Below are 16,288 nucleotides of genomic sequence, written 5' to 3' on the forward strand. Positions count from 1 at the left end.
CACTATGGAAATACAACAATTCTACTACGATAATAAAATCGTAAAAAAATTCATTTATGCAACCATTTTTTGGGGTGTAATTGGAATGGTAGTAGGTTTACTACTCGCATTCTTATTTATATTTCCTAATCTTACCGATGGCATTTCTTGGTTAAGTTTCGGTCGTTTAAGACCTTTACACACCAATGCTGTTATTTTTGCATTTGTTGGTAATGCCATTTTTGCAGGTGTTTATTATTCCTCACAACGTCTTCTTAAAGCCAGAATGGCGAGCGATGCTTTAAGTAGTATAAATTTTTGGGGTTGGCAATTAATTATTGTTGCAGCCGCAATTACACTTCCGTTAGGTTATACGTCTTCTAAAGAATATGCCGAATTAGAATGGCCTATAGATATAGCTATTGCTGTGGTTTGGGTCGTATTTGGATGGAATTTAATTGCAACCATTTTAAAACGTAGACAACGTCACTTATATGTCGCCATTTGGTTTTACATAGCAACCTTTGTTACTGTTGCTGTTTTGCACATATTTAACAGTTTAGAATTACCTGTAAGCGCATTTAAAAGTTACTCGGTTTATGCAGGTGTTCAGGATGCCTTAGTACAATGGTGGTATGGCCATAATGCTGTAGCATTCTTTTTAACAACACCTTTCTTAGGTTTAATGTATTATTTTGTTCCTAAAGCAGCAAACAGACCTGTATATTCTTATAAATTATCTATTGTTCACTTTTGGTCTTTAATTTTTATATATATCTGGGCTGGACCTCACCACTTATTATATACTGCACTACCAGAATGGGCACAAAATTTAGGTGTTGCATTTTCAGTAATGTTATTAATGCCGTCTTGGGGAGGTATGATTAACGGATTGTTAACCTTAAGAGGTGCTTGGGATAAAGTAAGAACCGACCCTGTTTTAAAATTTTTCGTAGTAGCCATTACAGGTTATGGTATGGCCACTTTTGAGGGTCCACTTTTATCACTTAAAAACGTAAATGCAGTTGGTCATTATACAGACTGGATTATTGCGCACGTACACGTTGGTGCTTTAGCATGGAACGGGTTCTTTGCTTTTGGTATGATTTACTGGTTAGTGCCTAGATTATTCAAAACAAAATTACATTCTACAAAACTTGCAAACCTTCATTTTTGGATAGGAACTTTAGGTATTGTAATGTATGCGCTTCCTTTATATGTTGCAGGATTTTTACAAGCAAGTATGTGGAATCAATTCAATCCTGATGGGACTTTAGTGTATGGTAACTTTTTAGAAACCGTTACTGAAATTATGCCAATGTATGCAATGCGTGCTATAGGAGGAACTCTATACTTAACAGGTATGATTGTTTTGGTATATAACATATTTATAACCGTAAAACGTGGTTCTGAAGTTACAGACGAATTAGCAGAAGCTCCTGCTTTAGAGCGTGTTTCTAAAAGACGTCTTGCCGGAGAACCTTTTCATACTTGGTTAGAACGTAAGCCAATTCAATTAACAATTTTAGCAACCATCGCTATTTTAATTGGAGGTGTTATTCAAATTGTACCAACCATAATGGTTAAGTCTAATATCCCAACAATTAGTAGTGTAAAACCTTATACAGCTTTAGAACTTGAAGGTCGAGATATATATATTCGTGAAGGTTGTGTGGGGTGTCACTCACAAATGATTAGACCATTTAGAAGTGAAGTTGAGCGTTATGGTGAATACTCTAAAGCTGGTGAATATGTTTACGATCACCCATTCCTTTGGGGAAGTAAACGTACCGGTCCAGATTTACATCGTATTGGAGGAAAATATTCGGATAACTGGCATTTAAATCACATGTATGATCCACAAAGTACTTCGAGTGGTTCTATCATGCCTGCTTACCAATGGATTGTTAGAGATGAATTAGATAAATCTAATACAGAAACTAAAATGGAAGCTATGGTTACTTTAGGTGTGCCTTATTCTGATGAAGAAATTGCTAATGCACAACAAAGTATGTTAGATCAAGGAACAGCGATAGAAAAGAATCTTTATAGCGATCCTGATTTTGCTGAAACGTACGAAAATGACAAAAAATCGGCTGCCGAAAGTGGTTCTGATTTTATTGAGATGAGAAATCGTGAAATAGTAGCTGTTATTGCTTACTTACAACGATTAGGAACAGATATTAAAGTAAAAGAAGTAGAATAAATTAAAAACAATTAATCATGTTAAGCTTCGTAAAAAACTATATGGATAGTATCGCGGGAATAGAAATATACCCGATACTATCGTTATTAATATTCTTCGGCTTTTTTGTTGTCTTATTTTGGTGGGTATTAACTGCTAAAAAAGACTATATAGATACCGTGAGCAACCTTCCTTTTGAAAACGATAACCACCAAAATGAAACCACATTATGAGAAAACACATACCAACTTACGTAAGAGTACCTGTCCTGTTCTTTCTAATAGCCGGATTAATTGAATATTTTGTTGATTCAGGTAACGAACCCGCTTTTATAAAATATCCAATAGTATTGGTGTTTTTAATTTTGGTTTTAGTTGTTATAGTTTCAATTGAAGGTATTGTATCTGCTCTAGACAATGTGTTATTTCAAAGTTTAGATGACGCTGCCAAGGCTAGATACATCGCGAATAACACAAAAACACCTAAACTTTTTCTGTGGATAAAAAACACTTACATTAATCTATTAGGTCAGAAACCAATATCTCAAGAAAGTGAAATCGTACTTCACCATGATTATGATGGTATTCGCGAATTAGACAACCAACTTCCGCCATGGTGGAAATATGCTTTCATTATATCTATTATTTTCGCTTTTGCTTATATGCTTAAATATGAAGTTTTTAATGGTGATACACAAATTGATGAGTATGAAACAGAACTTGCAGATGCAAGAATTTCTATTGAAGAATACAAAAAAAACGCTAAAGATTTAGTTGATGCAAACTCTGTAGTCTTACTAACAGATGCTTCAGATTTAGGAGCTGGGAAAGTTATATTCGAAACAAACTGTGTTGCTTGTCATATGGCAGATGGTGGTGGAGGTATTGGACCAAACCTAACCGATAACAATTGGATTTTAGGTGGAGGAATTAAAAATGTTTTCCACACAGTAAGTGAAGGTGGTCGTGCTGGTAAAGGTATGATTGCTTGGAAACAAAGTTTAAAACCTGCACAAATTGCACAGGTATCAAGCTATGTTTTAAGTTTACAAGGCACAACTCCTGCAAAACCTAAAGATGCAGAAGGTGATGTTTGGGTAGACGACACAGCAAAATAACTGATACAATTACAAAAGTAAAAATACCCTAAAATAATGGAAACACCAGAACACGAAGCATTTCGAGATTCTATAGGCACCTTAACCGAAGACGGAAAACGAGCGTGGGTATTTCCTAAAAAACCTAAAGGAAAATTTTACGACAAGCGTAAGCTTGTTAGTTATATCTTATTAATACTTTTAATTGTTTCGCCGTTTATAAAATTAAACGGCAATCAATTTTTAATGTTTAACGTATTAGAACGCCGATTTAATATTTTCGGATTTCCATTTTGGCCTCAAGATTTTAAACTCTTTGTGGTTTCTATGCTTATAGGGGTTGTATTTCTTTCGTTATTTACAGTAGCATTTGGTCGTATTTTCTGTGGTTGGATTTGTCCGCAAACTATTTTTATGGAAATGGTTTTCCGAAGAATAGAATATTGGATAGATGGAGATCGTGGTAAACAAATGCGTTTAGATCGTCAGCCTTGGAATGGTGAAAAAATAAGAAAACGCCTTTTAAAATGGTTTCTATTTCTTGTCATTTCATTCTTTATTGCAAATGTATTCCTCGCCTATTTAATTGGTGGAGACGAAGTCTTAAGTTACATAAAAGAAGGTCCTATAAATCACTTAAGCTCATTAATATCATTATTAATTTTTACAGCTGTTTTCTACTTTGTTTTTACATGGTTTAGAGAACAAGTCTGCATTATTGCTTGTCCTTACGGCCGACTTCAAGGTGTTTTATTAGACGACAAATCTATTATTGTGGCCTACGACCATAAACGTGGTGAAGGTGAAAACGGTAGAAAAAAATTCCGTAAAAACGAAGATCGCGAAGCATTAGGACATGGAGACTGTATTGATTGCTACCAATGTGTACACGTCTGCCCTACAGGAATAGATATTAGAAACGGAACACAATTAGAATGTGTAAACTGTACAGCTTGTATCGATGAGTGCGACACTATTATGGATAGCATTGGCTACCCTAGAGGTTTGATTAGATACGCTAGTGAGGATGAAATCGAAAAGAAAGAAAAATTTAAATTTACTACGCGTCTAAAAGGTTATTCTGCTGTATTAATTATTTTAACAGTCGTTTGGGGTGGTATGCTATTTTCTAGAAATGATTTAGAAGCAACAGTTCTAAGATTACCTGGACAATTATATCAGCATAAAGAAAACAATATTATTAGTAATGTATTTACTTATAAATTGATTAACAAAACGAATGATGAAATTGACGATGTGTCTTTTAAATTAGTTGATTATCCTGGCGAATTAAAATTGGTATCTACATCTGATACTTTTATTGTGCCTGGACAAGGTTTAGCTGAAGGCACACTATTTATAGAAATTAAACAATCGGACTTAAAAGGTGATAAAAACAAACTCACACTCGAAGTTTATAGTCACGACAAATTAATAGAAACCACTACAGTTAGCTTCTTAGGACCAAGAAGCTACAAATAATTTTTACTAAAGCTTATCATCATGAAAATTAATTGGGGAACAGGAATTATTATTGCTTTTGTACTTTTTATCGGATTCATAATGTATTTTGTTGTGAACATGCTTACTGGAGATCGATTCAATCACGATTTAGTGGTAGAAGATTATTATAAGCAAGAATTGTCTTTACAAAACGAAATTGATAAAGAACAAAATGCCCAAACATTAGCTGAAAATTTATCTTGGGAACACACTAACGAAGGTATTCTTATTCAATTTCCAGAATCGATTAGTGAAACTCAAATTTCTGGAACGGTAACTTTATACAGACCTTCTAACAAAACTTTAGATTTTCAACTACCAATTGTCTTAAATAACCATACGGTATTAATTCCTAAAGACAAGCTTGTAGACGGACGTTGGAATCTTACAGTCGACTGGAAAAACAATGGTTCTAGCTACCTTTATAAACAACATTTAGTCTACTAAATGTTTATATCTGCCTTTATATTTGGCCTTTTAGGAAGCTTTCATTGTATAGGTATGTGCGGTCCAATTGCGTTTATGCTTCCTGTAGACAGAAGTAATCCGGTTAAAAAAGTGACTCAGATATTTACATATCATTTCGGACGGCTTTTAGCTTATAGCATCATCGGATTGATTTTTGGTTTTCTTGGTAAAGGCTTATACATTTTCGGACTTCAGCAAAAATTATCAATACTAGTTGGTGTGTTATTAATTGTTATTGTACTCCTACCCTATAAGACCTTCAGCAAATACAATTTTTCAAAACCGCTCTTTAAGATCATTTCAAAAGTAAAAAAAGGAATGGGCGTTGCGCTTCAGAAAAAAACAGCGGACACCTTTTTAACCATAGGATTTCTAAACGGTTTCTTACCTTGCGGCTTGGTATACATGGCCGTATTATCTTCTATTGCAACAGCACATCCTTTAAAGGGTGCTTTATATATGTTTTTATTCGGATTAGGAACTATTCCGTTAATGACAACGGCTATATACTTTGGAAATATGCTAAGTGCTTTAGCGAAGAAACGTATTCAAAAATTAATACCTGTATTTGTAATTATTATAGGTGTATTATTCATTATTAGAGGCCTCGGACTTGGTATTCCTTATATGTCACCAAAAATTAATACAGATACTGTAGAAAGTACGATGGAATGCATAGAATAAAAAAAGGAGTTATTTTACATGTAAAATAACTCCTTTTTTAAACTAAAAATTAACTAACAAACTTTTTTAATTCTATTTTATAACCAACCAAATTATAATAGAACTGTTTTGAAAAAAACTAACTAAACTATTTATTACTGTAAATTTAAGCTCTTAGTTAGTACTACACAAATTTGCAATTAAAATTTACCTTTTATTTAACAGCTACTGTTAAAGGCTTCTAAATTTTACACTAATAAAACTCTGAATACTAAAAGTCCTTAACATACAATAGTATTCTGCTCTGAATTATCGAACAACTAGATCGAATTAAATAATTTATTTAGCTAGTACTATCATTTGAATTTGATTAAATATTCTGTAATTTCGAAATCCAATTTTAATAAAAATTTCTATCATGAAAAAAATAACAATTTTAATGGCAGCATTCGCTCTTACTTTCGCGACAGCCTGTAAATCTGACAAAAAAGAAACTGTAACACCTAACGATCCTATAGAAGAAACAGCACGATTCGTAATTAAACCAGAAGGTACTACTGTAAACTGGACTGCTTATAAAACCACAGCAAAGACTCCCGTATCTGGCGTGTTTACAACATTAGATTTCGAACCTCACACGGGATCTTCTGCTCAAGAAGCATTAAACGGTGTTAAATTCTCTATTCCTGTAAGCAGTATTTTCTCTAAAGATTCTCTTCGTGACACGAAATTACAAACGTTCTTTTTCGATGTCATGGCAGATACCAAATTCTTAAAAGGAACATTAAAAACAACTTCTGCAACAGAAGCTATAGCGACTATTACTATGAATGGAGAAACGCATGATTTACCATTAACTTATACCACAACAGAAGATAGACGTATTTCTCTTAACGGTGTTATGCTATTAAAAGACTGGAATGCTCTTGACGCTTTAGCAACTCTACATAAAGCATGTGAAGTGTTACATACAGGTACCGATGGTGTTAGCAAGACTTGGGACGAAGTCGCTATTAATATAGATACTTATTTAAGAGAAAACTAAATGCTCTAAAATCAAAATTGATAAAAGAAGGCTGTTTTACGACAGCTTTTTTTTATGGAATAAATTGACTAATTTCATCCCATACAAATAACTATATGCAGTTAGAAACCCTTATTGAACAATTTCAGAAAAAAGACGAAAAGGCTTTTGAAGCGTTATATAATATGTACGCCACAAATATTCATGGCGTTATTTATAATATCGTTCGAGATCAAGATATTGCCGAAGAAATTATGCAAGATGTTTTTATAAAAGCTTGGCATAAAGCCGAAAGCTATTCTGCTGAAAAAGGACGTTTTTTTACTTGGATTTTAAATATCGCTCGTAATGCTGCAATCGACAAAACAAGGTCTAAATCTTTTAAGAACAAAAAACAAAACCTTGATGCTCAATTTTTCGTAGATATATTACAACACAGTGATAACCTAGACGAAAAAACTGATGCTATTGGTATTGGAAAATTTGTGAGCAAGCTGGCAAAAAAATGTATTGAAGTTATAGAGTTGTTATACTTTAAAGGATACACCCAAAAAGAAGCTTCAGAAACTTTAGAGATGCCTATTGGCACCATTAAAACGAGAAACAGAAATTGTATTAACGAATTACGAACAATGGTCTTAAACTAATATGGATATTAATAAATATATAAATTCTGGTATTTTAGAACTGTATGTTGCAGGTGCACTTTCTGATGAAGAAAATAAAGAGGTGTATACGCTCATGCAGAAACATCCTGAAGTTTTAACTGAAGTTTTACTTATAGAGTCTGCAATTTTAAAACTTACCGAAGCTACAGCACCGAAAAACGCTGTTTTAGATTTTAATCCGATTGCTGAAAAAATTCGTAAACCAAATACAGAAACCAAAGTTATAAATATTACACCTGCTAAACGCAGAACCAATTGGCTAGGTTACACAGGTTGGGCAGCTGCCGTAGTATTAGCTGGAGGATTATTTTGGGCAACAGAACAGAACTCAACATTACAAACTCAAATTAATGTTACCGAATTGGACAACGAATTCCTTGAACAACAAATTGAGATTACAAACTCCGATTTAAAAGAAGCAGATAACTTAATTTCTATTTTACGTGATAAGAATGTTTTAGCCATTCCGCTTGGAGGACAAGCCGTTTACCCCGAAGCCTATGCAAAAGTGTATTGGGATAAAACAACCGAAAACATTTATTTAGATGCACAAGGTTTACCGGAACCACCTGAAGGCAAAGTCTATCAGGTTTGGTCGTTAACTTTAGATCCGTTAACACCAACAAGTTTAGGTACTCTAGATGATTTTGTTTCCGACGATAATAAGATCTTTACTATTGAAAACGCAAATGCATCTGAAGCCTTTGGTATTACTTTAGAGCCTGCCGGAGGAAGCAGCTCTCCTACTCTAGAGCAATTGTATACTCTTGGTACAGTAGCGTCTGTGTCTTAAAAACTCGAGATATTTCTAAAAACTAGAAAAGACATATATAAAACAGCCCAGAATTAAGACTAAACCTCTTCATTCTGGGCTTTCTTTATTGTAATAGAATGTCCGGTACTAAATACTCACTGATCATTTTTGACACCTTTGCACCATTTCAATATGTGTACGAATTATTAGCTGTTTTTTTTTAGAAATACCCTCTTCTGCTTACTGTATATTATGTAAATTGTATCTACACTTTAAACATTAGTTTATCCAGGTAATAGCAATTCTAAAAATGGGCTTTTATTTGTATATAACTAGTTGTAGCCAATGTCGGAAAAAACCAAAATCGAGAAAAAAACGAACTTAAAAACAAACTAACTGAATGGCATTAAGCTGGAATGAGATAAAAGACAGAGCTTTAAAATTCACAAAAGAATGGGAAGGAGAAAGCCGAGAGAGGGCCGAAAAGGATTCCTTCTGGAATGACTTTTTTAACGTGTTCGGGATTTCGCGAAGACGGCTTGCAACTTTTGAAGAACCAGTCAAAAAACTAAGCGGAAATCAAGGATTTATAGACCTATTTTGGAAAGGAACTTTACTTGTAGAGCACAAATCAAGAGGGAAAAATCTTGACAGCGCATTTGAACAAGCTACTGATTATTTTCATGGAATAAAAGAACATGATTTACCTAAGTATGTTTTAGTTTCTGATTTTGAAAAATTTAAACTTTATGACCTTGATGACAATGAAGAGTTTGAATTTAAATTAGACGAATTACATAAGAACATAAAACTATTTGGGTTTATAGCAGGGTATCAAAAAAGAGCCTTTAAAGATGAAGATCCCGTTAATATAAAAGCTGCAGAACTCATGGGAAAGCTCCATGATCAACTTGAAGAAAGCGGATATGAAGGTCATCCTTTAGAAGTTTTTTTGGTTAGATTGCTTTTCTGCCTTTTCGCAGATGATACTGGAATTTTTGAAAAAGACACATTCAAAGAATTTATTGAAGTCAAAACGAATGAAGATGGTAGTGATTTAGGAGCTTGGCTGGCTCAATTTTTTCAAGTCTTAAATACACCTGTAGAAAAACGATTTAAGAATTTAGACGAACATTTAGTTGGCTTCCCATACGTAAATGGGAAATTGTTTGAAGAAGCATTACCCATTTCTTCATTTAACTCTGAAATGCGTGAAATGCTATTGGTTTGCAGCGCCTTGAATTGGGGGTTAATTTCTCCAGCCATTTTTGGAAGTATGTTCCAAAGTGTAATGAATCCACAAGAACGAAGAAATTTAGGAGCACATTATACTTCCGAAAAAAGTATACTAAAGTTAATTAAACCTCTATTTCTAGATGAATTATACAATGAATTTAAAAAAGTAAAAAGCAATAAAAACAAACTCAAAGAATTTCATCAGAAGTTAGGGACACTTGAATTCCTTGACCCCGCATGTGGTTGTGGTAATTTTTTAATCATTACATACCGTGAACTACGGTTGTTAGAACTGCAAGTTCTGAAAGCCCTATACGGTTCACAGCAAGTAATTGGAATTGACCAAATCATGAATGTTGACGTTGATCAATTCTATGGTATCGAATATGACGAATTCCCTGCTCGTATATCGGAGGTAGCAATGTGGTTAATGGACCACCAAATGAATTTAAGAATTTCAGAGGAGTTTGGTTTATACTATGCTCGTTTGCCATTAAAAAAATCAGCCACCATTATTCATGGTAATGCTCTTCAATTAGCATGGGAGGATATCATTTCACCAGAAAATCTAAGTTTTATTTTAGGAAACCCTCCATTCTTAGGCCACCACTACCAAAGCGCTGAGCAAAAGGCTGATTTGGAAAATGTGTTTTCAGGAAGAAAAGGGATTAAAGTATTGGATTATGTTGCATGTTGGTATAAAAAAGCCGCGACGTATATCGAACAAATTAGTGATTCGAAAATTAAGGTTGCGTTTGTTTCCACCAACTCGATTACTCAAGGAGAACAAGCTGCCCTACTTTGGCAAGACCTTATAAATAATCATCATATTAATATACATTTTGCTCATCAGACCTTTAAGTGGGGTAACGAAGCAAAAGGTGTCGCTGGAGTTCATGTAGTCATTATTGGATTTTCCAATTATAGCGTTAAAAACAAGGTGCTTTTCGAATATGCTAGCTTTTCAAGTGACCCACATTTCAGGTCTGTTAAAAATATCAGCCCATATTTGGTTGAAGGTCCAGACGTAACAATTTCAAATAAAAGCAAGCCGATTTGTGATGTCCCTCGTATGATTTGGGGTAATAAACCTACTGATGGAGGTAACTTTTTATTTGATAATGAAGAAGAAAAAAACGCTTTTATTGCGAAAGAGACAAAAGCTACACCATGGATTAGACCCTTTGTAAGCGGCCGTGATTTTTTAAACAATCATTTTCGCTATTGTTTATGGCTTAAAGACATAGCACCAAGTGAATTAAGGAAACTTCCAAATACTCTAATAAGAGTTGAAGGTGTCAAACAAATGAGATTAGCAAGTAAAGCTCAATTAACTAGAAATAAAGCAAATACACCAACGATTTTCGCTCAAATATCTCAGCCAGAAACAGATTACATTGCGATACCCGAAGTTTCTTCAGAAAACAGAAGATATATTCCAATGGGATACATGCCCTCAAAAGTAATTGCTAGTAATACCGTGCAGATGGTACCCAATGGTACTTTATTTGTTTTCGGTGTTTTGACCTCATTTATGCATATGACTTGGACAAAGGCAGTCTGCGGTAGACTAGAATCAAGATTAAGGTATTCAAATACAATTGTCTACAATAATTTCCCATGGCCTAAAGAGCCAAGTGTCAAAAATAAAAATTCTGTAGAAGCAAAGGCTCAGAAAGTGTTAGATACAAGAGGTGAATTCCCTGAAAGTAATCTTGCTGATCTATATGATCCATTGACCATGCCTCCTAAACTAGTTAAAGCACATCAGGATTTAGATAAAGCAGTTGATTTGTGTTATAGACCACAAGAATTTACGAATGAAAATGCGAGAATTGAATACCTATTTGACTTGTATAATCAATATACAGAACCATTATTAAACGAAAAGAAAACGAAGAAACAGAAATAAAACACTGGGCACAACAAAGTACTGTAATAAAACATATGTAAAATCTATATATTTTTTCAGCAAACTACTTCTCCAACCAACTCTATAAATCTGAGCTTACTTTTACGGTAACAATCTAAAATATTAAAATTTTGTTAAAACGGTATAGTTCTTGATTTTAACTAACAACTATAAATCAAGTTATTATGAGAAACCTTTTCTTTATTTTTACGCTATTCTTAATAGTAAGTTGTGGCAGTAAAACAGATAAACCAAATCATTCTATAATTGGAAAGGAATTTCAAAAATTCGAACACATAAATGCTTTAGCAGATTATACTAAAATATCTGACACCTCCTTTTATGATAATACATTTCACGAACCCATGTATGGCATACTGCATTTACAAAATCAGAACCATAATTTACTCCTATTTAAAAGTATTGCTCGCGACTCCATTAATACTATAACTTATACCGTTTTAGACACCTTAGAAATTAAAGACCTGAATACACCTGAAGTTATAAGCATTGGTTATTGTGAATTTAATGAAGAGCAGAACATCAACTTGATTTCGCTTGTAGATAAAACGGATAGCCTATATATTCAGAATATTAAAAAAGTATGGCAAGCGAATACTGAAACTCATAAGATAGAACCTATAATCGATTTCACAGGTTTGAATTGTATCAATGAGTCCTATGAAGTATTAGATCATCCAAAACTGAAATAACGCACTGCTAAGCCAAATTTTCCTACTTTAAAAAATCTCTCAATATCATAATACCTCAACGAAAAAGGGTTTGTTATTAAAATAACAAACCCTTTTCTCTAACAAAAAAACCACCAACAAAAACTATTTCAAGTTTTTAAATATTTTTAATGTGTTGTATTGCCACTGGACCTAATTCGTAAGACGCAGACAACAATTCCTTTTTTAATGCTTTAGCTTCTGCTATTTTACCATTTTCTTTATAAATAACAGCAACATGACTTAATATTGAAGGTTCAAAACTCTTGTCTTTAACATGTGCTTCTACAATATCTAAAGCCATTTTTTTATCACCATTTTTATAATAACTCCAAGCCAATAAATCGTAAGAATGAGGTGTCGGTCTGTTTTCGACTTCTTTCTTTGCTAATTTTAAAGCCGAATCGAAAACCTGTAAATCGTCTGTATATACTAAAGTATTGTAAGCATTATACATGTCTCCATATTTTTCATTTCCAACTGCTTTTAGATAAGAATTTATATGATTCTTTTTTGAAGTATCATCTCCCATATACTCAGAGATTTCGGCTTTTAACAATTCGTAATCTGGCGTTTTATGATTCTGAGTCACTTTGTTTAAAATACGCATAGCTTCCTCAGGATTTTTATCGTTTGAATACGCAATCCAGGCGATACCTTTTTTAGAATACGCATCTGAAGGATCTATCTCCAATGCTTTTAAATAATATTGATACGATTTCTCAATCTGCCCATCATGTCCATAGAAATCTGCAATATTGGTATACACCCATTGTTTTGTGTTTGGGTTTTTAGAATTCTCAGCCATGGCTAATGCTTTTTCCATATATTTAATTGCACCTTCTAAATTCCCTTCATGGTCTTGCCATTTTGCTAAACGTATAACATAGTCAAAATCATTAAAATCCTGAATTTCAATTAAATATTTTTTAGCTTCAACTGTATTTCCTAATTCTAAATACACATCAAAAAGCATATTTTGAGTGCCTTTTAAATGTTCACCAATAGCTTCTGCTTTTTTCAAAAGAGATAAAGATTCTTTAAAACGGTGTTGCGAAATATAATTTCTAGATAAGGCTCTTAAATAGCCTGAATTATTATAATTTGTACGAGAATTAGCTTCAACTAAATCGTTTTCAGCTTCAATTAAATAATCAATATTACCCGTTATTTTAAACTTAGAAGATAAAGACGCCGCTTTCTTAAGTAGGTATGGAAACTGATTTGGGTGATTTTTTAATTTAGCACTCCAAAAAGCATAATCAGCTTCTACAGATAACAGCGTCTTTTGATCTTCCGTTTCTAAATAGGTATTATAGTCGCTCGTTTGAGCTATTTTTTTATCTTCAGAGGTATTGCAACTAAAACAAATTAGTGCTAATACCATAAGATTTATGAGTTGTAATGTTTTCATGATGTTGTGTTTTTGTTAGTAAAAACAATAGGACAAATCTAAATCTGTCCTATTGAACAATTGAATTAGTCTACCAAGCCGAAGCTAAGTATGGAAAAGAACTTAAAAATGCTTTATCGTTAGCATCTACATTGTCGTTTGAAAGTCCTGGGTTTTCTGTAAAATCTTCACCTCCAAAAATCAATAACAATTCAACAGTAATCACATCGTCTGTCAAAGCTCTACCTGTTAATACATTTTCACCATCGTAGAAGGTTGTTGTTCCATCTAAAGACACTGTTAACACATCGGTTGCTAAAAGCCCCGTAAATGTTGCTGCATCTAATCCTAAAGCATTTTTATCGCCTTCCATTGCGTAAGCAGGACTTAATCCTTCTAAGTTGGTTTGAAACATGCTTTGAAATGCAGCACCTTGGCTTGAAGGAATCGTTACATTAAATTGATCTTTTGCTGAAGGTGACACAAAAACCGTATTTACGGCTGGTCTTCCCATTTGATCGGCTTGCATATAAGTTCCTGTAAAATCAGGTCCTACTGGATCTATGGTCATATTATTATCATCGTCGTTCGAGCAGTTAAACGATAGTATTGAAACGCCTACTGCTAATAGCATATATTTTAAAGTTTTCATATTGTGTGTTTTTAAATATTAATTATTGTTTTGTTTTAGACTCTACCCAAGTGTTTATCATTCCAGAACCACCAATCATGTTTTTTGGCACTTCGATAACAACAGACATTACATTACTTCCTGCAAAGGTGTCGCTTCCCATTTCGTTAAAACGTGTAGCATTTCCAGAGATAATTTCTGTGTACTGTGCAAAATCCATAAAGAAAGGATCGTCTCTTGGTCCTGCGAAAAATTGCATTCCATTACTGCTTCCAATAATAGCAGTAGATCCGTATGGTGTAATATCTACCATAGCTGTAGTTCCCATGGTTTCAATTTTACTACTTAATCCTGATGCTGTAGGTTTAACTGGACCGAAGAAATACATTTTGCCATCGCGTGGAATTGCTTGAATAACCCAGTCTTCAATTTTATCATCGTTAGTATCGATGTTAATTTCGATTAAAGTACTTTCATTAAACATTGCATCTTTTGATGCCGACGGACTTAACAACCCTTGTACATTTGCTACAAACACTAAATTTTCTGTGTTTTCACCTTGAAAGGCATAAAAGTCTGTAATATCACTTGTACCACCTTTAACTGCTGGAGCGTCGATATGATCGGCTGCTACCATAAAGAAACCTGCTATTGACAAAGCTCCGATTCCTAAAATAATTTTAATTGTTTTCATAATAATTGAGATTTTTAGTTAATGTATTTTTTGTTTCTCAGTCATACCTACGAAAAAAAGAAAGGGTCGGTTTTGTTAAAATTATGTTAATGCAAAAAAATTGAATATTTAACCTTTAAAAACTACATTTGTAACACTAATAAAAAACGGCATGAACCCATCGGCTAATGGCTGGATAAAAAAACTGATTAAAGAGTTATCCAACCAAACCCTACTAGACAATCCTACAGATTACGACTTTTATAAGGCGTTCAGAAATTCGGGGTTTATCTATGGCTATAATATTAAAGTGGTAAACGACTACATTATTAATACAGACCTTACTGAAGAAGAGTTGTGTAAAGTTAATTTATGTATTGCGTTTATAAACACGCATAAAACTAGTGGAGTAGAAAATGATCTTTTTGAAAGTATTATTGATTTTTACACGGCTATAAACGAAAACAAAACCTCTTTCTTAGGAGACCTTTTAGGTCGAGATTCTGCTGAAATATTAGTTGAAAAGATAATGCATAAACGTATTCAAATACATGAAAACGTAATCTCTAAAAACTTCAATCACTATATTACTAATGTATTATTATATATAGATATTATTGCTTACGATCATTTCTTAAAATCAAAATCTATAACAAAATCGTATTTAGAGACTTTAGAATCGACAATAATCACCATAGTTATAGAGGCTTTAAATTTAAAATCTGAAAAGAGCAATTACGATAAGAGTTTAATTGAATTGTTTGAATCGTCTTTACGTTACGAACAAATAGGACAATTAACATATGCGGAAGCCATACAGAATGCAAAAAAACTAAATCACAATTTATACTATTTAGATATTGCATGTATGGCAGCGTGGAGCGACTCTTGGATAGAACCTGCAGAAGCTGAATTTCTTGAAAACCTTAGTGAAGCACTACATATTAAAAATGATGACCGTAACGAATCTTTAAACTCTATTAATCTGTTTTTTAATTCCAACCGTAATAAAATCCCATTATTAAGTGCTAAGAATGTGGTAAAAAGTTTCTACAACAGGTCTTCGCAAATGGTTAGCAAACTTATTATGAGAAACAGTCATCGGTTATTAAGGGAATTACGAGACAGTAAGGAGTTAATGGTTTTATTATCTAAATCTACCGTCCGAGACCTAACACCTCAAGAACAAAAAAAGGTAAATGAGCAACTCTTAGATATTTTTAAAAGTATTCCGAGTTTAGCTATATTTCTACTTCCTGGAGGTACTATTTTATTGCCAATCGTCATTAAGTTTATCCCTAAATTATTACCTTCTGCTTTTGATGACAATCGTATTGAAGAAGAAGACGAAGATTAAACGCAACCTTTTAGA

15 protein-coding genes are annotated in these 16,288 nt (G+C 33.3%); 12 read left to right on the top strand and 3 right to left on the bottom strand.

What is annotated here, in order from left to right:
• The first annotated feature begins 4 nt into the window (after positions 1-4).
• The 11 genes from ccoN (at position 5) to R6X41_RS05215 (ending at position 12,201) form a co-directional block, all read left to right on the top strand.
• On the top strand, positions 5-2,185 hold the full coding sequence (ccoN, locus tag R6X41_RS05165) for a cytochrome-c oxidase, cbb3-type subunit I (protein ID WP_318498084.1): 2,181 nt from the start codon (positions 5-7) through the stop codon (positions 2,183-2,185).
• Positions 2,186-2,202: 17 nt separating this feature from the next.
• Positions 2,203-2,397 carry a CcoQ/FixQ family Cbb3-type cytochrome c oxidase assembly chaperone gene (locus R6X41_RS05170; protein ID WP_318498085.1) on the top strand — a complete coding sequence of 65 codons (195 nt, stop codon included), beginning with the start codon at positions 2,203-2,205 and terminating at the stop codon, positions 2,395-2,397.
• The gene (locus R6X41_RS05175) at positions 2,394-3,281 is read left to right on the top strand and encodes a cbb3-type cytochrome c oxidase N-terminal domain-containing protein (protein ID WP_318498087.1); all 888 of its coding nucleotides are present in this window, start codon (positions 2,394-2,396) and stop codon (positions 3,279-3,281) included. Before R6X41_RS05170 ends, R6X41_RS05175 begins: the two co-directional genes overlap by 4 nt.
• A 36-nt stretch (positions 3,282-3,317) precedes the next feature.
• Positions 3,318-4,742, top strand: a complete 1,425-nt coding sequence (gene ccoG / locus R6X41_RS05180; protein WP_318498089.1) for a cytochrome c oxidase accessory protein CcoG — start codon at positions 3,318-3,320, stop codon at positions 4,740-4,742.
• A 21-nt stretch (positions 4,743-4,763) separates the two neighbouring features.
• Entirely contained in the window at positions 4,764-5,210 is a 447-nt protein-coding gene (locus R6X41_RS05185; protein ID WP_318498090.1) for a FixH family protein, read from the top strand.
• Complete coding sequence (locus R6X41_RS05190) at positions 5,211-5,915, top strand: sulfite exporter TauE/SafE family protein (protein ID WP_318498091.1); 705 nt, start codon at positions 5,211-5,213, stop codon at positions 5,913-5,915.
• A gap of 397 nt (positions 5,916-6,312) precedes the next feature.
• Complete coding sequence (locus tag R6X41_RS05195) at positions 6,313-6,939, top strand: YceI family protein (RefSeq protein WP_318498093.1); 627 nt, start codon at positions 6,313-6,315, stop codon at positions 6,937-6,939.
• 95 nt (positions 6,940-7,034) lie between these two features.
• Complete coding sequence (locus R6X41_RS05200) at positions 7,035-7,565, top strand: RNA polymerase sigma factor (protein WP_318498095.1); 531 nt, start codon at positions 7,035-7,037, stop codon at positions 7,563-7,565.
• 1 nt (position 7,566) lies between these two features.
• Positions 7,567-8,379: an anti-sigma factor gene (locus R6X41_RS05205; protein ID WP_318498096.1), complete on the top strand. Its 813-nt coding sequence runs from the start codon at positions 7,567-7,569 to the stop codon at positions 8,377-8,379.
• Positions 8,380-8,740: 361 nt separating this feature from the next.
• Positions 8,741-11,488: a class I SAM-dependent DNA methyltransferase gene (locus tag R6X41_RS05210; protein WP_318498098.1), complete on the top strand. Its 2,748-nt coding sequence runs from the start codon at positions 8,741-8,743 to the stop codon at positions 11,486-11,488.
• Between the two features lie 185 nt (positions 11,489-11,673).
• Positions 11,674-12,201, top strand: coding sequence for a hypothetical protein (locus tag R6X41_RS05215; protein ID WP_318498100.1), 528 nt, complete (start codon positions 11,674-11,676; stop codon positions 12,199-12,201).
• A gap of 136 nt (positions 12,202-12,337) precedes the next feature.
• Here the strand turns inward: R6X41_RS05215 and R6X41_RS05220 are convergent, their stop codons facing one another.
• From R6X41_RS05220 to R6X41_RS05230, 3 genes are all read right to left on the bottom strand, one after another.
• Positions 12,338-13,633 carry a tetratricopeptide repeat protein gene (locus R6X41_RS05220; protein ID WP_318498102.1) on the bottom strand — a complete coding sequence of 432 codons (1,296 nt, stop codon included), beginning with the start codon at positions 13,631-13,633 and terminating at the stop codon, positions 12,338-12,340.
• Positions 13,634-13,703: 70 nt separating this feature from the next.
• Positions 13,704-14,264, bottom strand: a complete 561-nt coding sequence (locus R6X41_RS05225; protein WP_318498104.1) for a DUF4331 family protein — start codon at positions 14,262-14,264, stop codon at positions 13,704-13,706.
• A gap of 22 nt (positions 14,265-14,286) precedes the next feature.
• A complete protein-coding gene (locus tag R6X41_RS05230) occupies positions 14,287-14,937 on the bottom strand; it encodes a DUF4331 family protein (RefSeq protein ID WP_318498105.1) in 651 nt (216 codons plus the stop codon).
• Between the two features lie 151 nt (positions 14,938-15,088).
• On the opposite strand from R6X41_RS05230, the gene R6X41_RS05235 reads away from it, so the two are divergent.
• Entirely contained in the window at positions 15,089-16,273 is a 1,185-nt protein-coding gene (locus R6X41_RS05235) for an LETM1-related biofilm-associated protein (RefSeq protein WP_318498107.1), read from the top strand.
• Positions 16,274-16,288 lie beyond the last annotated feature (15 nt).

Origin of the sequence: Formosa sejongensis (assembly GCF_033447105.1) — a bacterium.
In the GTDB taxonomy this organism is placed as follows: Bacteria; Bacteroidota; Bacteroidia; order Flavobacteriales; family Flavobacteriaceae; genus Formosa.